The sequence below is a fragment of the Arthrobacter sedimenti genome, assembly GCF_042652025.1.
Taxonomy (GTDB): Bacteria; Actinomycetota; Actinomycetes; order Actinomycetales; family Micrococcaceae; genus Arthrobacter; species Arthrobacter sedimenti.
On the sequence record NZ_JBHSDQ010000004.1, the window covers coordinates 167,299 to 192,682 of the forward strand.

The following is a 25,384-nucleotide window of genomic DNA, read 5'->3' on the forward strand; positions in this document are numbered from 1 at the left end:
AGATGGCAGTGTCCTGCCCTGCCCTGCCCTGCCCTGCCCAAGCCAGGCTGCCCTGCGTAGATAGCAGCGTCCTTGCGCTTCCCAGCAGGTCACCGCGACGCTCCCCCACGGCAGCTCTCAATCGGCAGCCCTGGATGCTCCGGCTTATGCAGCTCTCAATCGGCAGCCCTGGATACTCCGGCTTATGCAGCTCCCAACCCGCAGCCTGGGGTGCTCCGAGTTATGCAGCTTTCGGCGCTCCGCCGGTGCGGCGTCGAAGTGCCAGCCGTTGTGCCTGCTCCTTCGTCGCGACAGCGCGGAGCCGGGGAACGACCCCCATCGCAAGGGGCTGCCCATGTCCAGGCGCCAGCACCCGGGGGCCCAACTCAGCCAGTCGCGAAACGGTATCCATGGAGGTCTTCCAGTTCCAGGTGGTGTACCAGGGCGGACCGGACAGGTCCGGCGATCCCAGCAGGACTCCGCGCAGCGAGTTCAAGTTCACCGTCACCACCGCATCGCCCGTCATCAGGACGCCGTCTTTGGAGCGCCAGTAGGCGACGTGTCCGGGTGTGTGCCCAGGGGCCGGAACGGCAACCCAATCTGGCAGACCGGGGACTTCCCCGCTGAGCGGAAGACTTTGCACGACGTCAGTGATGTCGTTTGCCGCTTCCAGGCGTCGACGGGCACGTGTGGGCAATGACCACAGGAACGGGGCCACCAGCCAGCGGTCCATCGGCATGGAAAATTCGGGAATGTAGCGTCCGGCAGCCATGGGCAGTTCGGCCTGATGGACATACACCGGGATGCCCCAAGAGCGCGCCAGTACACCGGCGGCACCTGAGTGGTCCGGATGGATATGTGTCAGGAAGATGGCAGCCGGCGCATTCCCGGGTCCGAGCATCTTCTCCACCGCATCGAGAAGAGGCCTCGCACTGCCAGCCCACCCGCAGTCAATCATCACCCAGCCGGAGCCCGAACGGACAAGGTAGAGGTTTGCTGCCCTAGGCCCGCTGCCGGCAGTCATGAGCACCACGCCGGAGGCAATCTCCCGCGGTTCCGAAACCCGCATCACCGTGGCATCACACCGCTGGAAGAAAGGGGGTGTGCGGCGCACAGACGTGCAAAAGATCCACGCGCACGGGATATGCCGGTGCACTGCAGCGGGGACCGGCCGGACGGTTGCACCACTGGACCTCGCATGCACCCAGTTTTCCGCGGTCCTACCTTGCCCAGTAGGGCCGAATGGCCTTTCTAACCGTCCGCCCCGGGCAGGCACACCTCCACAAGCTCCCCACTGACGCGCGTCTCGAAAAGGGGCTGCCGGGAAGTTGCCGGCCCGGCCTTCACCTCTCCGGTGCGCAGCGAGAAGGTGCTCCGGTGCCATGGGCAGACGACGCACGGGTCCCCGCCGTCGTCCTTGATCTTGCCTTCGTGAAGCGGTCCGGAAAGGTGGCTGCAGACATCAGACAATACGTTAACGGTGTCGCCCTCGCGGTGCACCAGCAGCGGAATACCGGCCACCTCGCGCTTGTGCAGGCCACCCTCGGGCAGTTCCACCAACGGTGCCAGCGGATGCCAGCCGGCCGGGAACCGGTGCGGGATTTCCTCGCTGTGGTTCACGCCCGCGGCCTGGCGATAAGACAGGTGGCCGCCGAGGAAACCGCCGGTGCCGACTGCGGCAAGTCCAATATAGGCAAGGACCTTGCCGCTGCCTTCGCTGCCCCTGGCCCTTTGGACAAGCGACGCGATGTAAAGGCTGGTTGCGGTTACGTTGGCCGCCGCATGCACCAGGCCTACCCGCTGCTGCTGCGGGTGCAGCTGCGACCAGTCCGTGAAGCCGGCGAGCGCCGACGGAAGCACGCTGGCGGTGCCTACTCCGATCAACAGCCTGGCCGCTTTTTCAGCGCCTGGAACCGCGTCGAGCACGCCGGCTGACACCCAGGCACCGATCGGGACCTGGACGGCAAGGGGGTGCACGGGGTGGCCGATGGGAACGCCGTGCATGATGTCGCGGGCCCACTGCGGTTTGATGACCTTTTTGACGACTTTCCTGACGCTCTTGGCCAGCGGGTCAAGCCATTCGGCGTCCTCGAGGCGGGTGACAAGCTCAAGTGCAGGCAACGGTTTCATGTGACGTCCCTTACCCCGATCAGTGCCATCCAGTCGTCACGGAACGCCCCGTTTTATCCCAAACGCACTTTTAGGAAAAGCGGCTTGTTGGGGAGACCGAAAGTCACCGCAGCGGCGAGCCCAGAACTGTGAACCGATGGCCACCCATCTCCCCGGACAGCAGCGGCATGGCCTCAGCGATCGCCGCGCGGGTGCTGTCGAGTTGCAGTGAGGCCTGGTGTGCCTCCGCGGATTCCCAGAGTTCGGAAACGAACACTGTGTCCGGCACGTCGTCGTTGATGCCCACTTCATAGAGCAAGCAACCGGCTTCCTTCATCCCCGGCTTGGGCCGAAGCAGTATGGCAACGAGGGCATCCCGCTGCCCCGGCTTGGTACCAAGAGTTCCCACATTCGCAAATGTCATGGGAACAGTGTGCGGCAAGGCCCCGACAAACGGAGTGCCACTCCCCCTACCCACGGCAAAACCCCGCGAGTAGGGTAGTCGTTCCCCTAGTCCGCCCCTAGACGCCGGCGGAAGATTAAAAAACCGGATACCCGCATCAACATCAGACGGACGAATCCGGAGTCGAAGCCGCCCGCGTTTGCGGGTGAGCTGTTTGAAATGGGACGGGCAGGCCCGGGGCCGCCACACTGGTTTCACAACATACTCATTATTCGCGACGGTTCTGAAGGCTGCCCGCAAAGGTGAATCACACCCTTTGAGGAGCAACAAGAAATGTCCAACACTGCAACAAACCGACCAGCCAAGGCGCGGAGGGCCCTGGTCCCGTTGGTGTCACTGGGCCTGCTCGGGGTTTCCCTGGCAGTGGCCGCGCCGGCCAACGCGGAAACAAGCCGCAACGGCTGCACCGTGAACCCCTTGGATCCAAAGGATGTCCGCGGCAACGACGTCGATTTCAGAATCACCGTGGACTGCAACGGCCCAAAGACCGTCGAGATCCGCCAGCGGGCCTATGAAGACGAGCGCGGACCTCGCCACAACGACGACCTGCTCGCCAAACGGCAGGTCACGGAGGAGTTCAGCCACCATGACGACGCCAGGACCCTCCACTTCTATGTCGACGTCCGCAACCACGACCGCAAGGGTGAAGAGGTCTACCAACTCGTGTCGTTCCGGGTGGAGAACCACGGCGGCCATTGGTCGGACTGGACGCCATGGGAGAAGAGCGCCGTAGTGGAAGTGGACCATCACGGGCTTTAGGCGATTTAGTGCCACAAGTTCAGAGCCAGGGCAACGCCCCTGGCTCTGAACTTGCCGTTTCAGTCGGCGGCACCAGGGTTTCCGGCATGGACGACGGCGCCACTCGCCGTCGTGTCTTCGTTCAGCATCCAGCCCACCCGCTTCACCGTCCGCAACATCACTGCGCTCTCCACGATGTCGATTCCCGGCACCTTCTGCTGCAACGCCAGCTCAGCGGACATCACATCGGCCAGGGTCTGCAGCCACATAATGATCACAAAGTTGGTGGGACCGGTGGTGGAGGCGCTCAACCGGACATTGCTGATGGTGCGGATCTGGGCCGCAGCGGCGTCATGCTGGCCGGCCGGGACATTGACGAACCACTGGCAGGTCACCGGAAACGATGAGTAGGCCTGGGCGATCTCGCAGCGGAAGGACAGGATGCCGCTGGCCAGCACCCGGTTCAACTGTCGCTGGACGGTGGCCGGATGGCGGCCGAGGGAGCGGGCGATGTCCGCTGCCGTCGCCCGGCCGTCCCGGGCCAGGAAAGGCAGAAGGTCGAGGTGGCTCTGCGGAAGCTGGGCGGCCTGCACGGACTCCGGCGCAGGCGGGGAAGCAAGCGTCCGCAGGGTGGCAAGCTGGGCACGGCTCAGGACGTTCAGCCGCCAGTCGTCCCCGCTGCTGTGCAGGCGGGTGCACAGCGCCACCTGGTACTTGGTGAGCCCCTCGACGGCCTTCAGGCGGGTGATGATTTTGGCACTGAATTCCTCCAGGGAGCGGGTGATGACGGTCAGCATCAAATCGCGGTTGCTGGCTGCCTCCTCCACCGTGACGATCTCGGGGACGGCCGCCAGTTCCGCCGTGACGCTGTCCCGCAGGTTCATCTCGCAGTCCACCGCCACGTAGGCCAGGAGCATCTGCTTCGGGTCACCCGCCAGGTGCGCCGTCACCCAGGCTGCCCCGTTTGACGTCAGGCGGTCCCAGCGGGCGGCCAGGGTGGTGGCGTGCACGCCAAGGACCTTTGCGGCATCGGCCCAGCCCAGCCTCGGGATGGCCTGCAGGACCTGGATCAGGGCGAGATCGTCCTCGCTGAGCTCCACTGCGTCCTCCTATTGGTTGCACGAATCCTGCCAGGAATGGCAGGCGGAAGGATAATTCCTGCGGTTTCTGGAGATGTGAACTGCGCCACTTCAGAATAGTCCCCAAGCCCTGATGCCGACTGCCAAGGAGTTACCCGTGCCCATGAGAGACGACGCCCAAGACCTGCAGGAAGACCTGATCCGCCTTCGCCACGACCTTCACCGCCAGCCGGAAATCGGGCTCCACCTCCCGCGCACCCAGGAGAAGGTCCTTGAGGCGCTGGATGGGCTGCCGTACGAGATCACGCTGGGCAAGGAGACGACGTCGGTCACGGCAGTCCTGCGCGGCGGAAACACGGGTGGTGGGAAGCAAAAGGCAGAAGCAGACGACGGGCAGCGTCCTGCCGTCCTCCTCCGCGCGGACATGGACGGATTGCCCGTCCAGGAAAAGACGGGAGTGGACTTCACCTCCCGGGCCGATGGGGCAATGCACGCCTGCGGCCACGACCTGCACACCTCCATGCTCGCCGGAGCCGCCACCCTCCTGGCCGAGAAGAGGCACCAGCTCAGCGGCGACGTCGTCCTCATGTTCCAGCCGGGCGAGGAAGGCTTCGACGGCGCCAGCTACATGCTCCGCGAAGGCGTCCTGGATGCCGCGGGCACCCGGGTCAGCGCGGCCTACGGCATGCATGTCTTCTCCTCACTCGAGCCGCACGGCATGTTCTGCACCAAGCCCGGCGTCATGCTCAGCGCCTCCGACGGCCTGGAAGTCACAGTGCTCGGCGCCGGCGGCCACGGCTCCGCCCCGCACTCCGCGAAGGACCCCGTCACCGTTGCCGCGGAGATGGTGACGGCCCTGCAGGTAATGGTCACCCGGCAGTTCAACATATTCGACCCTGTGGTCCTGTCCGTGGGCGTGCTGCACGCCGGCACCAAGCGGAACGTCATCCCGGAATCGGCCCGCATCGAGGCGACCATCCGGACGTTCTCCGAGGCCTCGCGCCTGAAGATGATGGACGCGGTACCGCGCCTGCTCAAGGGGATCGCCGCCGCGCACGGCGTGGAGGTCGCCGTCGACTACCTCCAGGAGTACCCCCTCACCATCACCAGCGAGGACGAAACCCACACCGCAGAGAAGGTGATCACCAAACTCTTCGGCGAGCGGCGCCTCGCCCGCTGGGCCACCCCGCTGAGCGGCTCGGAGGACTTCTCCCGCGTGCTCGCCGAGGTGCCCGGCACCTTTGTGGGGCTCAGCGCCGTCGCCCCCGGCGATGACCACGACACCTCGCCGTTCAACCACTCACCGTACGCAACGTTCGACGACGGCGTGCTGGCTGACGGGGCCGCACTCTATGCGGAACTCGCCATTTCACGGCTGGCCGCCCTCGCCAACGCCTCCTAAAGAACCCGGCGCCTCCAAAAGAGCACAGCGCCGCCCAACAAACCGGCAGCAGCGCCGCTGCCCCTCCAGACCAACCGACCAGGAAGAAGACCATGTCAGTTGCAGCAACCAAGCCCAGGACGGGCCGCGTGTCCACCGCCAAGACTGTCGTCGGCACCGGCATCGGCAACGCCGTCGAGTGGTACGACTGGGCCATCTACGCCACATTCACCCCTTTCATCGCCAGCCAGCTCTTCAGCAAGGAGGACCCGGCGTCGGCAGTGCTGTCCACCCTGGCGATCTTCGCCGTCGGTTTCGTGGCCCGGCCCTTTGGCGGCTTCCTCTTTGGCTGGATCGGCGACCGGATCGGCCGCAAGTCCTCCATGACCCTGGCCGTGGGCCTCGCCTCGCTGGGCAGCCTGATGATCGGTGTCGCCCCCACGTTCGCCAGCGTCGGCGCGTTCGCCTCGCTGATGCTGCTGGCGGCCCGGCTGGTGCAGGGCCTGGCGCACGGCGGTGAGCTGCCGTCGTCGCAAACGTATCTGTCCGAGATGGCGCCCAAGGAGCACAGGGGCTTCTGGGCCACCCTGATCTACACGTCCGGGACGGTGGGCATCCTGTTCGGCACACTGCTGGGCGCCGTGCTCAACATGGCGCTGAGCACCGAGGCGATGAACGCATGGGGTTGGCGCGTGCCGTTCCTGATCGGCGCCGCGATGGGCCTGTACGCCCTGATCATGCGGTCCCGGCTGCACGAAACCGATGCCTTCCAGGGCGAGGCCGCCACCGAGAAGCGCGCCGCGATCTGGCCGCAGATTGTCCGTTACCGTAAGCAGGCGCTGCAGGTCATCGGGCTGACGGTGGGCCTGACGGTGATCTACTACATCTGGGGTGTGGTGGCACCCAGCTACGCCACCACCGCACTGAAGATCGACCGGGGCGAAGCACTGTGGGCGGGCGTTGTGGCCAACATCGTGTTCATTGCCGCGCTGCCGGTCTGGGGCAAGCTGTCCGACCGGATCGGCCGCAAAAAGGTCCTCTGGGCCGGCGCCATCGGCTCCGCGGTGCTGCACTTCCCCATGACCTGGCTGCTGAAGGACTCCGCCTGGCAGCTGGCCGTGAGCATGTCCGTGATGCTGATTTTCATCGCCGCGAGCGCCGCCATCGTCCCCGCCGTGTACGCGGAACTGTTCCCGACGTCGATCCGCACCGTGGGCGTGGGCGTCCCCTACTCCATCTGCGTGGCAGTGTTCGGCGGCACCGCACCGTACCTGCAGCAGTGGCTGGGCTCCTCGCTGGGCGCGCCGCAGGTGTTCAACGTGTACGCAGTGCTGCTGCTCGTGGTCAGCGCGGCGTTCGTCTTCACCATCCCCGAGACCAAGGGCAAGGACCTGACGCACTAGGCTTTGGCCCGTCGAAAGGTCCCCGGCGCATATGGGCGCCGGGGACCTTTGGTTCATGCCTGTTCGAGCCCTCCGGTCAGTGCGCGCCGATCCGCCGTGCCTCACGGACCGCTGCTTCCGCACCCTCTTTCCAGGGCATGCCATGGCCGGGCAAGAGCGTGGTTGCTCCCGTGGCCGCAATGGCCTCCAGCGAGGCCAGCGCTTGGCCTGTGTCCTTAGTGGCGGCGGATGCCACGATCTGGGGTCCGGACTGGCCGGTGTACGGGTCGAGTGTCACCAGGGCGTCGCCGGTGAGGAGGACGCCCCGGTCCGGCAAGTGCAGGATGCAGTGCCCGTCGGTGTGCCCGGGAGTATGGACGACGTCGGGACGCCCGGTGACAGCGTCAGCCACCCCGGTGCCCAACGGCTTGGTGTCGGGGACGCCTTTCACCGTCAAGGCTCCTGCTGCCGCCATCCGGCTAAGTGCCGGCAGCGACTTGGGATGGGTGAAGGGGTAGAGGAAGCGGTTGCGCTGCGGCTTGTAGCGGTACGGGTGGGCCGCCAGGCGGGCGTCCTCCGGATGGACCAGGACCGGGATGCCCCATTGCCTGTGTGCCCGCAGCGCAAAACCGACATGGTCGAAATGGCCGTGGGTGAGGACCAGGGCCTTGACGTCCTGCGGGCGCCAGTTCCGTTCCTCCAGGAGCTGCGTGAGCATGGGCCACATGCTGGGCAGGCCTGCATCCACCAGGGTCACGCCGTGGTCATCCTCGACAACGTAGCAGTTGACGTTGGCGTGGGTTATCAGGTGGACGCCGTCTGCGACGTTGGGGATAAGCATGAAAGGAAGGTACCCAGGAACCGTGTACCTAACGCTGCGACGGCAGGGGAACCGATGGCGGCATTGCCGTGAACGCGTTCATGGCCCTGGACCGGAGGAGCTAGGTTGCTGGGCCGGCAGGGGCAGCGACGGAATCGCGGACCATCAGGGTGCAGCCCAGTACGGAAGGCCCAGCTGCCATCCGGGAAAGGTCGATCTTCCCTTCGAGGGCGTCCATCAGGAGCCCGGCCGCCCAGGCAGCCATCCTGTAGTGCGGCAGTTCCACGGTGGTCAGGGCCGGGTGGAGACTGTCCGCAATCAACTCCTGGTCGGCGAAGCCCATGACGGAAAGGTCACCCGGAATGGAGAGTCCCAAGTGAGCAGCCGCGCGGTAGGCGCCCATCGCCATGCGGTCGTTGCAGCAAAACAGTGCAGTAGGCGTGTCGGCGGGGTGCTTGGGCGTGAGGATGCGCAGGGCTGCCTCGTAGCCGCCCTGCGCCTTGGGGACCCCTGACTCCACAGGTGCCGCGCCGCCGTCGAGCCCTGCTTCGTCAAGCGTCGCCCGGAAGGCCTGGACCAGTTGGCGGGATGAGGGAACGTCGTCGGCGTTGTCGATGAGGCCAAGGCGGGTGTGGCCTGCGTCAAGGAGGGCGTTCACGGCGTCGCGCATGCCGCCTTCCTCATCCGGAACCACTGCTGGAACTTTTGATTCCCCAGCCCCGGAGCCGATTAGGACTGCCGGCACACTGCCCAGGCTGGCCGGGACTTCCACCTTTCGGTGATGCAGGGTGGCGTACAGGATGCCATCCACGCGACGGTCCAGGAGGGCCCCGAAGTCTGCCTGGCGGGACGCACGGCCGGCTGAACCTGACGTGTTGATGATCAGAAGGCTGTACCCCCTGGCTTTGGCGGCCTCCTCCGCACCCAGGATGATCCTGCCTGCATGGGGCGTGGTGGCGATGTCCTCGCAGACCAGGCCCAGCATGCCGGTCCGCCGGGTACGCAGGGCCTGGGCCAGACGGTTTGGCCCGTACCCCAGCTGCTCCGCCGCGGACCGCACTTTGCTGCGGGTTTCCGGACTGATCCTGGCGTAGGGCACATCGTTCAGGACATGGGAAACCGTGGTGACGGACACGCCGGCGGCCACCGCCACGTCCTTGATGCCGATAGTCCTGTTGCTCACCCGATTCCCACCCACCTTTTGGGCTCTAGGGTATCGGCCCTAACGGATGTTGCCTGATGCCCGGCAAGGCATGCACGCAGGTCAGCCGGCCTGCGGCAGCACCAACAGATAACCGGCAGGCAGGGAGCTGCTCCACCGCCGCGGCTCGCGGACCACGAACTGCGTGGCCAACTGCTCCGGCGTCAGCAGTGCATTGGGTGCCGGCGACGGCCCCCACTGCCCGCTCCCGTAGGGGTACAGCGGGTCAAGGACGTGAATGCCGGTTACCTGGAAGTCCGGAAACTGGCGGGGGTCGCCCACCGACTCGAAGCCGCTCATCACCCAGGCGTGCCGGCCGCTCCACATCACCAGGCCGACGGGCCGACCCGTTTCGGTGATGGCACGCGCCGCCGTCCGCAGCGCTTCCTGGTAGTCGGGAACGCTGACGACGCCGTACGGTCCCATTCCAGACAGGGTCAGCACCTGCGCCCAGCCGAACGGGTTGGCACCGTTGAACGATTCGGACGAGCGGGCGCGGGCCATCTCCCACAGTTCACTCTGCTGCGCACGGTCGGCCCAGGTTCCGCCCCCGGTGTCGTCAATCAGGTTGTGCGCCATCTGGATGCTCGCGGCCACGCACCAGTCGAAGGTGTACTGCGGAACGAAGTCCCCCTCGCGATACAGGTTCAGGGCGAACGCCTCCGGCGCGGGCGCCGGGACCGGAACCTGCGCTGGGACGGGGACAGTTGACGAAGTAGTGGCCGTTGCCGGCGGCGGGACGGGTAGAGCTTCGGCGACGGCGGGCTGCGCCGGCGCAGCCGACACGGATGGAACCGGGGTGCCCTCATCCAGGCTGACCGCCGGCGCGCAAGCGGCAGCCGCGGTCACCAGGCCAAGAAGCCAAGCGAGAAGACGGAGTCGGGCACCGTTCATAGTTGGTCCAGTCTATCGCCGGGGAACCGGATTGGACCGGGGACCGGCGCCCCAATCCCGGCCTGCCATCCCACCTCCGGCGGCCCTCCAGTTGACTTGACAAATGCTCGGTGATGTTTATTGACAGAATAAAACAATTAACTTGACAAACTACACCAGTAGGCCGGTAGTCTCCCCCGGTAAGTTATTTGCCAAAAAAGGGGGAAATATGGAAAACGAAACCACTGTAGGCGACGTTGATTCATTGTTTGAGGTTGTTGTCGAAGAAGCGCCCGTCGTCTCACCTCGGCAGGACGTAGGCCACTAACCGAATGGTGGGTTCCGGGCCCACGTCCGGAACCCACCAGGCTGCACAGAATTATTTGGGGAATATTGAGTCTTACAAACGAACTCACGGCTGCGATCGACCGCGCCCTGACCTCCCGGAAAGCGGAACCTCGGTACCGTGTGTTCAAGGATGGCAACCTTGATTACCGCGCTTGCGCGGACGTCGCCATGAAGTGGCGGCAGCACGGCGGAAGGCCCCAGGACCAGTTGCGGGAGATTGCCGGCGGCGGCTCCGTGCTTGCCCTCAACGACATTGCTGCGTGGAACGATGGCATCCGCCAGTGCCTTCTTGACGACCAGCGGATGCTTCCGCCCACAGTTTCCGGCGGTGATATTGAGGCTACCGACGTCTACGCCTTCATCTCTGCCGGCGCCGGCTGGACAGCTTTCGGAGCCCACGTCGACTTTGAGCACTCCATCATCCTGGATGCCGACGGAGCCGGACGGGATGTCCTGACGTGGCCTGAAGGTGCGCAGTACGGACAAAGAATGAACGAGGCACAGTCCTTCTTCGGTATCTCCTTCGATTGGAAGAAGTACGCCGGTGAATCAACACGCAATCGGATCGGACCTGGAGAGGTCGCCGTCATCCGGTCCCGGCAACCGCATATCTTCCACGCCAACGGACCGGGCATGTTCCTGGGCATCAGCGCCGAGGGGCAGAACGGGACAGGGGCTGGATCCCCTATATCCCAACTGGCCGCCGGTAAGGCGTGGGCCCCCAAACACGATTCAGCTTTGGTAGAGGAAATCATGACCGCACCAATTCCTCCGCCGATCAGCATTTCAAGGGAATCTGGAATACGCCATTCCAGTACAGGAATACACTTTCACGGCAATTTCGTTGCAATTTCGTCCCATGAACACAAAATTATCGAGTCGCAGACAATTGGGGGCATTATTGCCTCCTACGGACCCGGCTCAAGCCCTGCCATCCGCGCCCTTACCGCCAAGCTCGTTATGATCGGAGCAGCAATTGTCCCAACAAGTTTGTGAAAAAGATGAGCTCCTCGGTGCCCTCGATGACCTGGGCCTCGTCCACGATGGCGGCACGTACACCTCGCTGCGCCAGGCCCTCACCCCGGAGACATGTTCGCGGCTCGCAGGCGTCTTTTTCAACGCCTTTGGCAACGTCGGCACGTCCCGGTTCTCGGTGCGCGTCATCCACGCAGGGAAAGACCTTCATCCGGCCCAATTCCTTGAAAGCCGCACCGGTGATGGACTGATTGACCATGTAAGCGTCAAGGATCGGGTCCTGCACCATTATCTGGAGCGGGGCGCAACGGTGGTTTTCGACCATGTGAACGACCACGTACCGTTTGCGCAGACCATCCAGGACCGGGTTGAAGCCCTCACCGGATCGAAGTGCTGGGTACAGTGCTACATCACCCAGGCCTCCAGCTCCGCTTTTGACATGCACCGGGACGATCATGCCTTCGTGATCGTCCAATTGTTCGGCAGTAAGGAGTGGCGCCACTCTGCCGAGACGGTACACGCGCCCGAGGCCACGGTGTACTCGCCGGGGACCGTGTCTTTTTACCCCAAGGGAACCCCGCACGATGTCCACGGCCTCGGTGAAATCTCCATGCACCTCACCATCGCCTTTGAAGCATTCGACGGCCGGAAGTTCCAGGAACTTCCCGAGCAGAGCGCGGAATCATCGATCGTCCGCCGCCGCGGATCGGGGCTCCCCTACTCCATCAATACCGCTCTCATCAGCGAGGACACCCCGGCACGCCTAGCAGTGAGCCACGTCCCTGACAAAGCGGAAGATTCGGCAGCCCTCCACGTATGGTCCGGCGCGGGTAAACTCGCCGTCCCGGCAAAATTCGAAGCGCTCCTCCACCACCTGGCCAGGCAACCTGAACTAACGCCGACGCAGGCAGCAGAGTGGTCCGGCATCGGCCTTGAAGACATCATGAATCTTTGGACCTTCGGGTTCAAGAACGGTCTTCTCCACAACCCGGCGCAGTAATGCTGCCAAAGTTGCTGCAGACTGCCGAACCGTTCAGGGTCCACGGATTTCCCCGGCTCTTCTTTGCCACCTTCGTCTCAGGATTGGGCGGAGCCCTCGTCCCCATTGCCTTCGCCCTTGAGAGCCACCGGATCGAGCCCTCTGGCTGGGGACTTACTGTTGTGTTGCTCGCGCTGTGGTCCGGCCGGTTTGCCGGGATGTTCATCGTCCAGAGGAGCCGGCCCGCCCGCAATCCACTGCGAGTTATGATCTCCTCGGACCTCGTACGCTTCGCCGCGCAGGCCGGCCTGCTGGTCTGGCTGCTCATCACGGGAACCGGGGAAAGCCCGGGCGGGGCCATCACCGTCCTGTCCATCTCATCCGGGATCTACGGTGCTGCCCTGGCCTTTTTCCAGCCAGCACGGTTCACGGCAATTCCTCGCCTGATCCCGGTTGAGCACCGGGGCCAGGTCAACGCCTGGCTGTCCGTGCTCGGCGATGCCTTCGCCATCATCGGGCCGCTCTTGGGCTCGCTGATCTTCCTATCCTTGGGGTTCGAAGCCATCCTGCTGATCGACGCGGCCGGATTCCTACTGGGCATCGCCGTCCTCTCCGGCATACGCCTGTCCGCCGGTTCCCGCGTGCCGGCTACTTCCTCAGAGGTACCGTCCCCGGCCAAGCCGTCCAGTCCCAGCCTGCCACCAGGGATCAACATGGGGCTGCTGACATGGCTGTTCGTGGCTTTGACAATCGGATTTCTGGGAACCGCCGGTCCCACACTGGTGATTGAGCAGAACTCACCGGCAACCTGGGCCGTTACGGCGGCGTTCATGGCCGCCGGGTCTTTAGTCGGTTCTGCGTCATCCTTGATCGGAGTCCTGCGGGAAATACCGTGGAAGTACCTGCACCTGTTGTGCTGCGTGGGTATCGCAGGCCAGCTGCTCTGCTTCCTGCTTGTTCCTGTTCCAGCGCTGCTTTGGGCCGCAGGGTTCATTGGGGCTGCATTGACTACGGCATCCGGGATCCAATGGGACACGTTGGGCCAGTCCCTGGAGGCTGAGCTGGAAGTCCACGCATTTGCCGCGCGTGACCAGATCGTCAACACCGTGGGAGTCCCCGCAGGCATGTTGCTTTTCGGTGTTGCCGGTGCTTCCGGATCCACGCCGTTCATTGTGGTCGCCGTTGCGGGCACTGTGGCGCTAATGGGCCTGCTGATTGTCTTTACCCGGCAACCAGCTGCCGAGGAGGTTCATCCCGTCCCCGCGGGGTGAACCGCCTACCTACGCTTCCTGCTCATTTTGGTGGCCTGTTTCCACTGCTTCCGCTGTTCGGCCATGGCCGCGGGGTTGTTCCGCCGTTCCTGGAAGGACAGCTCGCGCTGAACTGCCAGCCAGCTCTCCAACCGCCGCGCCGGAATCTCCCCGGCAGCGACTGCAGCCGCAACTGCGCATCCGGCGATTCCGTCGTGCGTGCAGTCCCCGAACCGGCAGTTCCGGGCAACGCCTGCGACGTCCTCGAACGTATCCGCAATCCCTTCCTGGGTAGCCTTCAGCGACAAAGACCGGATCCCGGGAATGTCCAGCATGACGCCGCTGGGCCACATGAAGAACAGGCGCCTCGTGGTGGTGGTGTGGCGGCCTTGCCCATCGCGCCGGACCGCTGCCACCGCCGCGTCAGCTCCGTCGAGGGCGTTGAGAAGCGAGGTCTTCCCGGCCCCTGAAGCACCGAGCATAGTGGTGGTTCCATGCTGTATCAGGCCACGCAAGTGGTCCAACCCGCGCCCATCGGCGATGCTGCTAAGGACTACCTCGATTCCAGCGCTGACCGGCGCCACATAGTCCAGTAGTTCCTCGGGGTCCGCGCATAAGTCAGCCTTCGTCACAACTAATACCGGTGTTGCACCCGAGTCCCATGCCATGACCTGCATGCGTTCCACGGCCCTGAGGCTGGGCCGCGGAACGGCGGCAACAACTATCAGCACAACGTCGATGTTGGCCGCCAGTACTTGCGTCCGGTTGCCGTCCGGATCGGGGCGTTCCACCGCAGTCCTGCGCCCGGCCAAACCCAGGATTTTTCCGTCCCGGACCGCCGCCCAGTCTCCGGCTACAGGAGTTACGTCCAAGGCGGAACTGAACGTAACAGTCTCACTGGCCATATACCCGTCCACAAGTAACATCACGTCTGCATATCCCCCATGGACAATAACCACCCGGGCGATCCGGGCACCTTCATGCGCCAGGGCGAATGAGGTGTCGTCGCCAGGCGTCCAGCCAAGGCGTTCATGCTGATGTCCATGCGAGGGCTGAGGATGTTGGGGGAGGTCTTCCGGCACGCGTCTTCCTTCGGCCTTTCAGCGGGGCCGGCAGACCGCAGACGGGCCCCAGCCTTCGGACGTAGACCCAATCCTATCGGCATGGTCCGGAATCCTTGCTTCAACAACTGGGCGTTGGCGTCCTCCCCCCGGAAGCGACAAATGCGGGATGGTTGCCGCGGAGCTTGCGCCGGCTCCCCTTGACTACCCTGCCCCACCTTACCTACACTTTTCATAAAGCAGAATCTAAATTCCACAAAGCGGAAAAGGTAAGGATGCCGGAAGCGCGGGAAGATAGATCAAAGCCCCTCCCTCGGAAGGACCTACGATGACGTACACAGTGAACTGCTCCATCCTCCTCACGGAGCTGCCCCTGCTCGAGCGCCCCGCCGCCGCAAAGGCAGCAGGCTTCGATGCTGTTGAGTTCTGGTGGCCCTTCGAGACGTCCGTCCCGGCGGACAGCGAGATCACCAAGTTCGAGAACGCCATCACGGACGCCGGCGTCCAGCTGACAGGCCTGAACTTCAACGCCGGAAACATGCCCGGCGGCGACCGCGGCCTGGTCTCCTGGAAGGGACGCTGCTCGGAGTTCAAGGACAACATCGACGTCGTAGCCGGCATCGGTGAGCGCCTGTGCTGCAAGGCCTTCAACGCCCTTTACGGCAACCGGCAGGACGAGTTCACCCCCGAAGAGCAGGACGAACTGGCCGTCAAGAACCTGGCGGCAGCAGCCGAAGGCGTCGCCCGCATCGGCGGCACCGTCCTCCTCGAGCCGGTGAGCGGCGCACCCAAGTACCCGCTCCTCACCGCCGACGACGCACTCAAGGTCATCGCCCGCGTCAAGGCGGAATCCGGCGTCGACAACATCAAGCTCCTCGCCGACTTCTACCACCTGGCAGTCAACGGCGACGACGTCCAGGCCGTCATCGAAAACCACGCCAAGGACTTCGGCCACATCCAGATCGCCGACAACCCCGGCCGCGGCGCACCCGGCACCGGCACCCTCCCCCTCGGCGAATGGATCGCCCGCAGCCGCGAACTCGGCTACGAAGGCTACATCGGCCTCGAGTACAAGGAACCGCAGGAAACGGCCTTCAGCTGGGCCATCCGCGAGCGCGTTTCCAACTGACCCCTCCCGCCGAACACATACAGACTTCAGAAAGAGAACCATCATGAGCAACGTTGCAGTTATCGGACTCGGAATCATGGGCCTGCCCATGGCCATCAACCTGGTCAAGGCCGGCCACACCGTCACCGGCTTCAACCGCAGCCAGGACAAGATCGACAAGCTGGTCTCCGAAGGCGGCAAGGGTGCCGCGAGTATCGCTGACGCGGTCAAGGATGCCGACATGGTCATCACCATGGTGCCGGACTCCCCCGACGTTGAGGGCGTAGTCAGCGGCAAGGACGGCGTCTTCGCCAACGCCAAGCAGGGGACCCTGTGGATCGATGCCTCCAGCATCCGCCCCGACGTGGCGGTCCGCCTCTCGGAAGAAGCCCGCGAAGCCGGCATCCGCCCCCTCGACGCCCCGGTATCCGGCGGCGAACAGGGTGCCATTGACGCCGTCCTGTCCATCATGGTCGGCGGCGACAAGGCAGACTTCGACGACGCCCAGGACGTCCTGAACGCCGTCGGCAAGACCATCGTCCACGTTGGTCCCTCCGGCTCCGGCCAGACGGTCAAGGCTGCCAACCAGCTGATCGTCGCCGTCAACATCGAGGTCCTCGGCGAAGCCGTCGCCTTCCTCGAGGCCTACGGCGTGGACACCGACGCCGCCCTCAAGGTCCTCGGCGGTGGCCTGGCCGGCTCCAAGGTCCTGGAACAGAAGGGCCAGAAGATGCTGGACCGCAACTTCGACCCCGGCTTCCGCCTGGCCCTGCACCACAAGGACCTGGGCATCGTTACCTCCGCCGCCCGCGAAGCAAACGTCGCCATCCCGCTCGGCGCCGTCGTCGCCCAGCTCGTCGCCGCCACCGTCAACCAGGGTGACGGCGCACTGGACCACTCCGGACTCTTCAAGCAGGTCCTGCAGCTCAGCGGCAGGAAATAGGGCAGGCACACAGCCGCCTAAGACACACAGCAGGGAACCCGCCGTCGTGAATTACGACGGCGGTTCCATCACCACACCCAAAAACAGACTTTCAAGCTTTCAAGGAGCACCCCATGAGCAAGATGCGTACCGTTGATGCAGCGGTGGCCATCCTGGAAAAGGAAGGCGCCATCGAGGCGTTCGGCCTGCCAGGCGCTGCCATCAACCCCTTCTACTCCGCAATGCGCGCCCACGGCGGCATCCGCCACACCCTGGCCCGCCACGTTGAAGGCGCCAGCCACATGGCCGACGGCTTCTCCCGCGCCAAGGACGGCAACATCGGCATCTGCATCGGCACCTCCGGCCCCGCCGGCACCGACATGATCACCGGCCTCTACGCGGCGTGGGCCGATTCCATCCCCATGCTCTGCATCACCGGCCAGGCCCCCGTGGCCAAGCTGCACAAGGAAGACTTCCAGGCCGTGGACATCGAGTCCATCGCCAAGCCCGTCACCAAGATGGCCATGACCATCCTGGAGCCCGGCCAGGTTCCCGGCGCCTTCCAGAAGGCCTTCCAGCTGATGCGCTCCGGCCGCCCCGGCCCCGTGCTGCTGGACCTGCCCATCGACGTGCAGATGGCAGAAATCGAATTCGACATCGACACCTACGAGCCACTCCCCGTCGAGAAGCCCAAGGCTTCGCGCAAGCAGCTGGAGAAGGCCCTGGACATGCTGCTCGCCGCCAAGCACCCGCTGATCGTGGCCGGCGGCGGCATCATCAACGCAGGCGCCTCCGCGCAACTGGTGGAGCTGGCCGAGACCCTCAACGTTCCGGTCATCCCCACCCTGATGGGCTGGGGCACCATCCCGGACGACCACCAGCTGATGGCCGGCATGGTGGGCCTGCAGACCTCGCACCGCTACGGCAACGAGAACTACCTGCAGAGCGACTTCGTGATCGGCATCGGCAACCGCTGGGCCAACCGCCACACCGGCGGCCTGGAGACCTACACGGCCGGCCGCAAGTTCGTGCACATCGACATCGAGCCCACGCAGATCGGCCGCGTGTTCTCGCCGGACCTGGGCATCGCGTCCGACGCCGGTGCGGCGCTGGCAGGGCTGGTGGAGCTCGCCAAGGAGCGCAAGGCGGCAGGGTCCCTGCCGGACTACAGGGCCTGGGTTGCCGAGTGCGCGGACCGCAAGGCCTCCCTGCACCGCAAGACGCACTTCGAGAACATCCCCATCAAGCCGCAGCGCGTGTACGAGGAGATGAACAAGTCCTTCGGCCGCGACACCACCTACGTGTCCACCATCGGACTGTCCCAGATCGCCGGCGCACAGATGCTGCACGTGTTCGGCCCCCGCAAGTGGATCAACGCCGGCCAGGCAGGTCCCCTGGGCTGGACCGCTCCGGCCGCGCTCGGCGTCGCCCGTTCCAATCCGGGCCAGACCGTGGTGGCCCTCTCCGGCGACTACGACTTCCAGTTCATGATTGAGGAACTGGCCGTGGGCGCGCAGTTCAACCTGCCCTACATCCACGTGGTGGTGAACAACTCCTACCTGGGCCTGATCCGCCAGTCCCAGCGCGGCTTCAACATGGAACAGAACGTGTCCCTGGCGTTCGAGAACATCAACAGCGCGCACCTGTCGGAGGACACCCGCGGCTACGGCGTTGACCACCTGAAGGTGGCCGAGGGCCTGGGCTGCAAGGCCGTGCGCGTCGAGGACCCCAGCGACCTGGCCGCCGCGTTCGACAAGGCCAAGGCGCTGATGGGTGAGTTCCAGGTTCCCGTGGTGGTGGAAGTGATCCTGGAAAAGGTCACCAACATCTCCATGGGCGTGGAAATCAACGCCGTGAACGAGTTCGAGGAACTGGCCGAAACCGTTGCCGACGCCCCCACCGCCATCCTGGCCCTGCAGGCATAACCATGCGCGTGGTTATCGCCCCGGACAAGTTCAAGGGATCGCTGTCCGCCCCGGAGGTGTGCAGCCACCTGGAAAAGGGCCTGCAGCGCGGCGCGGGCGGCAATCTTGACGTCGTCCGGATTCCGGTGGCCGACGGCGGCGAGGGCACCCTCGATGCCGCCGTCGGCTCCGGTTTCACCCGCCGCACGGCAACGGTGAGCGGCCCCATCGGGCAGCCGGTGGAAGCGGACTTCGCAGTCCGCGGGCACGAGGCCGTCATCGAAATGGCCGCCGCCTCCGGGCTCGCCCTGGTGCCAAGTGTCCAGAAGGGCGGACGGCCCACCCCGGCCGAGGCCACCACGGCCAGCAGCCTGGGCACCGGCCAGCTCATCCGCGCAGCGCTCGACGCCGGCTGCCGGAGGATCGTGCTCGGCGTGGGCGGCAGTGCCAATACCGACGGCGGTGCGGGGCTCCTGCAGGGGCTCGGCGCCAGGTTCCTGGACAACAGGAACAACGAACTCCCACCGGGCGGGGCTGCGCTGGCAAACCTGCACAGCATCGACTTCACCGATTTCGAACCCCGCCTGGTGGACACCCGGTTTGTGCTGGCATCCGATGTGGACAACCCGCTGCTGGGCGCCCAGGGCGCCGCGGCGGTGTTCGGTCCACAGAAGGGCGCCACACCCCAAGACGTCGGCATGCTCGACGCCGCCCTGGCCAGGTTTGTCGAAGTCCTGGCCAGGGAAATCGGATTCCGCGCCGTCAAGGCTGCCGAGGCTCCCGGAGCCGGGGCAGCCGGCGGCGTGGGCTACGCCGCCATCGCCGCACTGGCCGCAACGCGGCGGCCGGGCATCGACGTCGTCCTCGAATTCACCGGACTGGCGGACCGCCTGAGCGGCGCCGACCTGGTGATCACCGGAGAAGGCAGCCTGGACGAACAAAGCCTGCTGGGCAAAACCCCCATGGGTGTTGCCCGCGCGGCCGCGGCGCAGGGCGTTCCGGTTATCGCCGTCTGCGGCCGGACCACCCTGGACCAGGGACAGGCGGCGGCCGCCGGATTCGAGGACGTCTACGCTTTGACGGCGCTCGAAACCGATGTAAACAGGTGCATAGCAGAGGCCGGGCCGCTGCTGGAGCAGCTGGGCACCCAAATCAGTGCGGGGCTGGCGGCCAACAGGCCCGCCGCCGCAAGTACCAAGGAGGACCTCCGTGTCTGAAGAACGTTTTGACCTCGTCATCCGGGGCCAGCGCATCCTGACCACCGCCGGCATCGCGCCGCGCGAGGTAGGTGTCCGCAACGGCAGGATCGTGGCCATCGAACCGCTGGGCAACGGCCTGGCCGGCGCCGAAGTCATCGATCTGGCCGACGATGAAACCCTGCTCCCCGGCCTGGTGGACACCCACGTCCACGTCAACGAACCCGGCCGCACTGAGTGGGAGGGCTTCGCCTCCGCCACCCGCGCAGCCGCGGCCGGCGGCGTGACCACCATCATCGACATGCCGCTGAACTCCGTCCCGCCCACCACCACGGTGGAGAACCTCAAGCTCAAGCGCGAGGTAGCCGAGGACCAGGCCTTCATCGACGTCGGCTTCTGGGGCGGCGCCATCCCGGGCAACAAGGCAGACCTGCGTCCCCTGCACGACGAAGGCGTGTTCGGATTCAAGTGCTTCCTGCTGCACTCCGGCGTGGACGAGTTCCCGCACCTGGACGCGGATGAGATGGAAGAGGACATGGCCGAGCTGAAGGCCTTCGACTCGCTCATGATCGTCCACGCCGAGGACTCCCACGCCATCGACCGCGCACCCCACCCGGGCGGGGACCACTACGAAACCTTCCTGGCCTCCCGCCCCCGCGGCGCCGAGAACAAGGCTATCGCCGAGGTCATCGAACGGGCCCGCTGGACCGGTGCGCGTGCGCACATCCTGCACCTGTCGTCGTCGGACGCCCTGCCCATGATTGCCTCCGCCAAGCGTGACGGCGTGAAGCTCACCGTGGAAACCTGCCCGCACTACCTCACGCTGATGGCGGAGGAAATCCCGGACGGTGCCACCGCCTACAAGTGCTGCCCGCCCATCCGCGAAGCGTCCAACCGCGAGCTGCTGTGGCAGGGCCTGCAGGACGGCACCATCGACTGCATCGTTTCGGACCACTCCCCCTCCACCTTGGATCTCAAGGACTTGGAAAACGGCGACTTCGCCGTGGCCTGGGGCGGCGTCTCGTCACTGCAGCTGGGCCTGTCCCTGATCTGGACCGAAGCCCGCCACCGCGGCATCCCGCTGGAACAGGTGGTGTCCTGGATGGCAGAGAAGCCCGCCAACCTGGCCCGGCTCACCAACAAGGGACAGCTGGCGCTGGGCTACGACGCCGACTTCTCCATCTTCGCGCCGGACGAGGCCTTCGTGGTGGACGTCTCCAAGCTCAAGCACAAGAACCCCATCACCCCCTACGACGGCAAAGCGCTGTCAGGCGTGGTGCGCAAGACCTACCTCCGCGGCGCCGTAGTGGACGGCCAGACCCCTACGGGCAAGCTGATCCGCCGCGGCGGCGTATAAGGGCGCGCCATGGCAGTGGAAGCCCATCATCCACGGACGGCGGCCCCATACCAGGTTCCGCACCGGCCTCCAGCCAGGCGGGCCACGGCCCACGGGCTGGCCGTGTGGGTGGTTCCTGCCGAAGGAACCACCCCGGAACTCCTGCAGCACGCCGCCCAAATGGTCCTTGCAAGGGCCCTCGAAACTGCTCCGGAGGCGGAAGTCCATTGGCCTGCCGCCGGAGCCCCCACGTCCGCCGCGGAGGAAGCAAAAGATGACTCCTCCCGCGCTTCCTCCGCGGCGGAGAACCCCGACGCAACTGATGCCGACGGCGGCACCCGCCTGCCGCCGTCGGCCGGCCCCGTCAGCCGCGTCGCCGTGGACCTTGCCGCCGACACCGTCCTGCTGGACGGCCGCCCGGTGGCGCTGACCGGCGTCGAGTACAAGGTGCTCCGGTACCTGGTGACCCACCTGTCCCGCACGGTGGGCCGCGAGGAGCTGCAGGAGTTCCTGGAATCGCTGGATTTCCCCGGCGCCACCGCCCGCTCCATCGACGTGTACGTGGGCAGGATCCGCAAAAAACTGGGCAACGCCCGCCATGCCGTAGCTACCGTACGCGGCGGCGGATACCAGTTTGTTCCCGGCCCCCACGCGGCGGTTCGGGGTCCTGCGGAATACTGCATATGACGCGCTGGTTTGTATCAGTAAGCGGCAACCCGCTTCACTTGATGTTTGGCCATCACTGACCGAGTCTTACAAAGGAACGCCATGAGCCCCACCCTGACCACCAAGCTTCAGCCCGGCACCCCGGCTCCTGATTTCACCCTCCGGGACGCCCAGGGCCGGGAAACCTCCTTGGCCGATTACCGTGGCAAGAACGTCATCGTGTACTTCTACCCCAAGGCCGCAACCCCCGGTTGCACCACCGAAGCCTGCGACTTCCGCGACAGCCTTGCCTCCCTCCAGGGCAAGGGCTACGAAGTTGTCGGCATCTCCCCCGACGCCCAGGAAGCCCTGGCCGGCTTCAGCGGCGACTTCTCCCTGACCTTCCCGCTGCTCTCCGACCCCGACCACACGATTGCCCTGGCCTACGGCGCCTGGGGCGAAAAGCTGGTCAACGGCGAAATCCACGAAGGGATTGTCCGCTCCACGGTTGTGGTGGACCCCGCAGGCAACGTCACCCTGGCCCAGTACCAGGTCCAGGCCGACGGCCACGTCGCCCGCCTCAAGGAAGCCCTGGGAGTCTAAGCCCGCCGTCACTTCCTGCAGCTTTTTCCGGACGCCCCGGCACACAGTGCTGGGGCGTCCGGCATTTAACCTGCGGTCTGTGCCGCAACCTGCGCGTACGAGGCCGACACCCGGCGGTAGACCGGGGTGAAGAATGCCAGCAGCGCTGCCGCGATCATGATGATGCCGGCCACCAGGAACACCAGGGCGATCCCGCGGGAGGTGCCCTCACCCAGCAGCGGCGCCAGGGCGGTGGCGCCGTCCGCCGACCGTGCGTAAGGGATGATCCAAAACTGGGCAATGGGTGCGATGACGAACGCTGTCACCGGTGCCGCAGCGGATTCGAATGCCATGGCGAAGCCAAAGACGCGGCCCTGCCGTTCCAGCGGCACCACCCGCTGGATGACGGTCTGCTCGGCCGCCTCCACGAACGGGACCAGCAGCAGGTACAGCCAGATACCCAGGATGTAGAGCCACGCCCACTCCCGCAGCGTGAAGACCGCACCGAGCACACCCATGACCGCCACCGCCGCCAGCAGGGTGCGCAACGGGTTGTCCCCGAGCCCGAACCTGCCGATCAGCGCACCGCCGATGATGAATCCCGTGGAACCAACAGCAAAAACGGCGCCCCACATCTCCACCGAAAACATCTCCAGCCCGTACGGGTCCATCAGGGCCATATAGACACCGCCGATGAAATTGTTGAACGTGGAAAACACGATCAGCGCGAACAGCCCCGAAATGGCCAGCACCGCCGCGAAAGAGCCGCGCAGGTCGAACCCACCGTGGGCGTCCGTCGCCGCTGCCCGCACCTCCTCGGGCATCCGCAGGGTCAACAGGTGCGCCGCGGCCAGCGCCGTGAGCACCAGCGCCACGGCGATGGTCCAGCCCATGCCCAGCAGTCCGACGGACAGTCCGGAGAGCAGGGAGGTGACGATGAACATCAGCCCCTGCACCATTCCCACCAGGCCGTTGGCGTTGGCGCGGCGTTCCGGTTCGATGAGGATGGTGACGGTGGTGGACAAGGCGATGTTCCGCAGGTTTTCCACCACGGCGCCAATCAGGATGATCAGGGTGAACACCCAGAACCACGGCTGCCCCAGATCCAGCAACGATGCCGCAGGCGTCAGCAGGAACATCACCCCGGACAGCACGAACATCACCAGGGTGAATCCGGCGGCGAATCGCATCACTGCCAGCTTGCGGTAACGGTCCACTAAAGTGCCGAAGCTGATGCTGGACAGCGCAATCAGCAGCATGTACGCACCGCCCACCACGCCGGTGGCGATCACGTTGCGCGTCTCCAGGTAGAGCCAGAAAGTCAGGGCGAACCACAGGTAGCTGGTGGTGATGTTCGCCAGGGCGGTGTTGACCAGGATTCCGGCAAAGGTGCGGGAACGCTGGGCCGGGGTTCGCGGTGAGGTGCCGACGGCATCGGTATCCGCAGCGGCATTGCCCGGTTCCTGCTGGGTCATGCGTCCCAGTGTAGTGAGGGGCAACAGGAGCCAACAGGGTGGAAACTAGGCTGGTCAGGCGTTCAACTCCCAACCCATTGAGGAAAGGACCGGCATGGACAATGTGACGGAGAAGGAACCGCCGGAAGACGGGACGGATGCACGCCTCCGTCTGCTGCTGGACTCGGTCTTTGGAACAGGCCCCGACGCCACCTTGGAACTCACCGTGGTGGTTGACGGTGCCGTCATTTCGGGATCGGTGGTGTCGGAGCATGCGTGGACCCAGCGGCAGAATGACCAGGTACGGATCGGCAGCTGGGCCATCGCCGGGATCCTCGATTCCTGGGAAGCCGGGGCGGATGCAGCCAGTACGGCAGACCAGCCACGGTACATCCATTTCCTGGGACCCGTCCTGCTTTCCGGAGGTGTCAGGGTGCCGCTCCAGGCAACCAGGGTGGATGTCCGCAGGGTGGCGGCATGGAGCATCGGCAGGATGCCGGAAGACTAGGATGGCCGCATGGCGATTGAGGTGCGCCCGGCGACGAACTTCGAGGACGTAAAGGCACTGGTGGGGCCCAAACGGCCTGATGCCACGGTCTGCTGGTGCCTGAGCTACCGGATCCCTTCCAAAGAGAACGTTGCCCTGCGGGGCGAAGAGCGCGGAGAACTGGTCAGGCAGGTGGTTGCCCAGGACCCACCGCCCGGAGTTTTGGCGTACGACGGCCGCGAGCCGGTTGGGTGGGCAGCCGTCCACCCGCGGGCGGACACCAGTTTCGCCCGCAACCGAAAAATCCCGCACGTCGATGCCCGGGACGCCTGGTCGGTCTGGTGCCTCCGGGTACGCCCCGGCCACCGCGGGAAGGGAATCTCGCACCATCTCCTGGCCGGCGCCGTCGAGATGGCACGGGCCTACGGGGCGCCCGTAGTCGAGGGCTATCCGGTGGACAACGCCGGCAGCAAAGTGGACCTCACCATGGCCTACGTGGGCACCCGCAAGCTGTTCGAGGACGCCGGCTTCACCAAAGCCGCGGACACCACCTCGGTGCTCAACGGGTTCCCCCGGGTCCTGATGCGGGTGGAGTTGGCGTAGGCGCGGGCTTCAAAGGTGCCCGGACCTATTTCCGCCGCCAGTACTTGCCCCAATCAACTTCCATGGCCCACAACGCAAGCAGCATCGCGTCCATGGTCATGAGTCCCGCCATCAGGTACGACCAGCCCAGCAACAAACTCACAGCAATCTCCTGACTATCCCCCAGCCAATCGATTGCTGCTAAGTGTGGCACCTACAGGGCTGCGAAGGAATGCCCTCCACCCGCAGTCTTTAAAAGGGCCTCAAGCCTGTGGTGCGTCTCGGTCTCCAGCTTGAGCCGGTGGGTAAGCCTTTCCACCTGCCTGGACATGTCCTCCCCCACCTGCAGCCGGTCCCCCGGCCAGCTGGATACTTCCCGGGATTCGGCGAGCGCGTGCTCCAGATCCCTGGCAGCAGCCCGTACTTTGCGTGAGTGGAAGTAGAGGCGAAGCAATGCTTTGGCTTTGTCCGCTCCCTTCCTCTTCATCTGTTCCATTTGGCTTCCCCGCCTTCCGCAAGCCGTACAGCCT

The 25,384-nt window shown here is 65.2% G+C and carries 25 protein-coding genes; 15 read left to right on the plus strand and 10 right to left on the minus strand.

Features of this window, described 5'->3' with window-relative positions; genetic code table 11:
* Positions 1–220: 220 nt before the first annotated feature.
* The 3 genes from ACFO0G_RS11335 to ACFO0G_RS11345 form a co-directional block, all read right to left on the minus strand.
* Positions 221–1,048 (minus strand): MBL fold metallo-hydrolase, encoded by an 828-nt coding sequence (locus ACFO0G_RS11335; protein WP_286404625.1) that lies wholly within the window; start codon positions 1,046–1,048, stop codon positions 221–223.
* Between the two features lie 182 nt (positions 1,049–1,230).
* On the minus strand, positions 1,231–2,109 hold the full coding sequence (locus tag ACFO0G_RS11340) for a Rieske (2Fe-2S) protein (RefSeq protein WP_286399550.1): 879 nt from the start codon (positions 2,107–2,109) through the stop codon (positions 1,231–1,233).
* Positions 2,110–2,212: 103 nt separating this feature from the next.
* Positions 2,213–2,512 carry a putative quinol monooxygenase gene (locus ACFO0G_RS11345; protein ID WP_142132485.1) on the minus strand — a complete coding sequence of 100 codons (300 nt, stop codon included), beginning with the start codon at positions 2,510–2,512 and terminating at the stop codon, positions 2,213–2,215.
* A 312-nt stretch (positions 2,513–2,824) separates the two neighbouring features.
* On the opposite strand from ACFO0G_RS11345, the gene ACFO0G_RS11350 reads away from it, so the two are divergent.
* The gene (locus ACFO0G_RS11350; RefSeq protein WP_376977683.1) at positions 2,825–3,310 is read left to right on the plus strand and encodes a hypothetical protein; all 486 of its coding nucleotides are present in this window, start codon (positions 2,825–2,827) and stop codon (positions 3,308–3,310) included.
* Positions 3,311–3,369: 59 nt separating this feature from the next.
* Here ACFO0G_RS11350 and ACFO0G_RS11355 read toward each other — a convergent pair whose 3' ends face one another.
* Complete coding sequence (locus tag ACFO0G_RS11355; RefSeq protein ID WP_376977685.1) at positions 3,370–4,389, minus strand: Lrp/AsnC family transcriptional regulator; 1,020 nt, start codon at positions 4,387–4,389, stop codon at positions 3,370–3,372.
* A gap of 142 nt (positions 4,390–4,531) precedes the next feature.
* On the opposite strand from ACFO0G_RS11355, the gene ACFO0G_RS11360 reads away from it, so the two are divergent.
* Both ACFO0G_RS11360 and ACFO0G_RS11365 read left to right on the plus strand, forming a co-directional pair.
* Positions 4,532–5,770, plus strand: a complete 1,239-nt coding sequence (locus ACFO0G_RS11360; RefSeq protein ID WP_376977991.1) for a M20 metallopeptidase family protein — start codon at positions 4,532–4,534, stop codon at positions 5,768–5,770.
* 92 nt (positions 5,771–5,862) lie between these two features.
* Positions 5,863–7,152 carry an MFS transporter gene (locus tag ACFO0G_RS11365; RefSeq protein ID WP_376977687.1) on the plus strand — a complete coding sequence of 430 codons (1,290 nt, stop codon included), beginning with the start codon at positions 5,863–5,865 and terminating at the stop codon, positions 7,150–7,152.
* A 76-nt stretch (positions 7,153–7,228) separates the two neighbouring features.
* Here ACFO0G_RS11365 and ACFO0G_RS11370 read toward each other — a convergent pair whose 3' ends face one another.
* From ACFO0G_RS11370 to ACFO0G_RS11380, 3 genes are all read right to left on the minus strand, one after another.
* Positions 7,229–7,972, minus strand: coding sequence for an MBL fold metallo-hydrolase (locus tag ACFO0G_RS11370; RefSeq protein WP_376977689.1), 744 nt, complete (start codon positions 7,970–7,972; stop codon positions 7,229–7,231).
* 100 nt (positions 7,973–8,072) lie between these two features.
* The gene (locus ACFO0G_RS11375) at positions 8,073–9,134 is read right to left on the minus strand and encodes a LacI family DNA-binding transcriptional regulator (protein ID WP_376977691.1); all 1,062 of its coding nucleotides are present in this window, start codon (positions 9,132–9,134) and stop codon (positions 8,073–8,075) included.
* An 81-nt stretch (positions 9,135–9,215) separates the two neighbouring features.
* Entirely contained in the window at positions 9,216–10,046 is an 831-nt protein-coding gene (locus tag ACFO0G_RS11380; protein ID WP_286399570.1) for a hypothetical protein, read from the minus strand.
* A 534-nt stretch (positions 10,047–10,580) separates the two neighbouring features.
* Between ACFO0G_RS11380 and ACFO0G_RS11385 the strand changes: the two genes are divergently transcribed.
* From ACFO0G_RS11385 to ACFO0G_RS11395, 3 genes are read left to right on the plus strand one after another with little or no spacing between them, the layout of a single operon-like run.
* Entirely contained in the window at positions 10,581–11,369 is a 789-nt protein-coding gene (locus ACFO0G_RS11385) for a hypothetical protein (protein ID WP_376977693.1), read from the plus strand.
* Positions 11,350–12,348 (plus strand): JmjC domain-containing protein, encoded by a 999-nt coding sequence (locus tag ACFO0G_RS11390; protein ID WP_376977695.1) that lies wholly within the window; start codon positions 11,350–11,352, stop codon positions 12,346–12,348. The genes ACFO0G_RS11385 and ACFO0G_RS11390 overlap by 20 nt, the downstream gene beginning before the upstream one ends.
* An 11-nt stretch (positions 12,349–12,359) precedes the next feature.
* On the plus strand, positions 12,360–13,598 hold the full coding sequence (locus ACFO0G_RS11395; RefSeq protein WP_286399579.1) for an MFS transporter: 1,239 nt from the start codon (positions 12,360–12,362) through the stop codon (positions 13,596–13,598).
* A gap of 5 nt (positions 13,599–13,603) precedes the next feature.
* On the opposite strand, the gene rsgA is transcribed toward ACFO0G_RS11395, so the two are convergent.
* Positions 13,604–14,482, minus strand: a complete 879-nt coding sequence (gene rsgA, locus ACFO0G_RS11400) for a ribosome small subunit-dependent GTPase A (RefSeq protein WP_286399583.1) — start codon at positions 14,480–14,482, stop codon at positions 13,604–13,606.
* A gap of 484 nt (positions 14,483–14,966) precedes the next feature.
* On the opposite strand from rsgA, the gene ACFO0G_RS11405 reads away from it, so the two are divergent.
* From ACFO0G_RS11405 to bcp, 7 genes are all read left to right on the plus strand, one after another.
* Positions 14,967–15,767, plus strand: a complete 801-nt coding sequence (locus ACFO0G_RS11405; RefSeq protein ID WP_376977698.1) for a hydroxypyruvate isomerase family protein — start codon at positions 14,967–14,969, stop codon at positions 15,765–15,767.
* A 43-nt stretch (positions 15,768–15,810) separates the two neighbouring features.
* On the plus strand, positions 15,811–16,689 hold the full coding sequence (locus ACFO0G_RS11410) for a 2-hydroxy-3-oxopropionate reductase (RefSeq protein WP_286399589.1): 879 nt from the start codon (positions 15,811–15,813) through the stop codon (positions 16,687–16,689).
* A 113-nt stretch (positions 16,690–16,802) separates the two neighbouring features.
* Entirely contained in the window at positions 16,803–18,593 is a 1,791-nt protein-coding gene (gene gcl / locus ACFO0G_RS11415) for a glyoxylate carboligase (RefSeq protein WP_376977700.1), read from the plus strand.
* Positions 18,594–18,595: 2 nt separating this feature from the next.
* Positions 18,596–19,789: a glycerate kinase gene (locus ACFO0G_RS11420; RefSeq protein ID WP_376977701.1), complete on the plus strand. Its 1,194-nt coding sequence runs from the start codon at positions 18,596–18,598 to the stop codon at positions 19,787–19,789.
* Positions 19,782–21,125 carry an allantoinase AllB gene (gene allB, locus ACFO0G_RS11425; RefSeq protein ID WP_286399598.1) on the plus strand — a complete coding sequence of 448 codons (1,344 nt, stop codon included), beginning with the start codon at positions 19,782–19,784 and terminating at the stop codon, positions 21,123–21,125. Before ACFO0G_RS11420 ends, allB begins: the two co-directional genes overlap by 8 nt.
* A gap of 9 nt (positions 21,126–21,134) precedes the next feature.
* Positions 21,135–21,791, plus strand: coding sequence for a winged helix-turn-helix domain-containing protein (locus tag ACFO0G_RS11430; protein WP_286399600.1), 657 nt, complete (start codon positions 21,135–21,137; stop codon positions 21,789–21,791).
* An 81-nt stretch (positions 21,792–21,872) separates the two neighbouring features.
* Positions 21,873–22,352 carry a thioredoxin-dependent thiol peroxidase gene (gene bcp / locus ACFO0G_RS11435; RefSeq protein WP_286399603.1) on the plus strand — a complete coding sequence of 160 codons (480 nt, stop codon included), beginning with the start codon at positions 21,873–21,875 and terminating at the stop codon, positions 22,350–22,352.
* Positions 22,353–22,417: 65 nt separating this feature from the next.
* Here bcp and ACFO0G_RS11440 read toward each other — a convergent pair whose 3' ends face one another.
* Positions 22,418–23,806, minus strand: a complete 1,389-nt coding sequence (locus tag ACFO0G_RS11440; protein ID WP_286399606.1) for an MFS transporter — start codon at positions 23,804–23,806, stop codon at positions 22,418–22,420.
* Between the two features lie 94 nt (positions 23,807–23,900).
* Between ACFO0G_RS11440 and ACFO0G_RS11445 the strand changes: the two genes are divergently transcribed.
* Both ACFO0G_RS11445 and ACFO0G_RS11450 read left to right on the plus strand, forming a co-directional pair.
* Positions 23,901–24,293: a hypothetical protein gene (locus ACFO0G_RS11445; RefSeq protein WP_286399608.1), complete on the plus strand. Its 393-nt coding sequence runs from the start codon at positions 23,901–23,903 to the stop codon at positions 24,291–24,293.
* Positions 24,294–24,302: 9 nt separating this feature from the next.
* Positions 24,303–24,875, plus strand: coding sequence for a GNAT family N-acetyltransferase (locus ACFO0G_RS11450; RefSeq protein ID WP_376977704.1), 573 nt, complete (start codon positions 24,303–24,305; stop codon positions 24,873–24,875).
* A 193-nt stretch (positions 24,876–25,068) separates the two neighbouring features.
* On the opposite strand, the gene ACFO0G_RS11455 is transcribed toward ACFO0G_RS11450, so the two are convergent.
* On the minus strand, positions 25,069–25,350 hold the full coding sequence (locus ACFO0G_RS11455) for a hypothetical protein (protein WP_376977706.1): 282 nt from the start codon (positions 25,348–25,350) through the stop codon (positions 25,069–25,071).
* Positions 25,351–25,384: the final 34 nt, after the last annotated feature.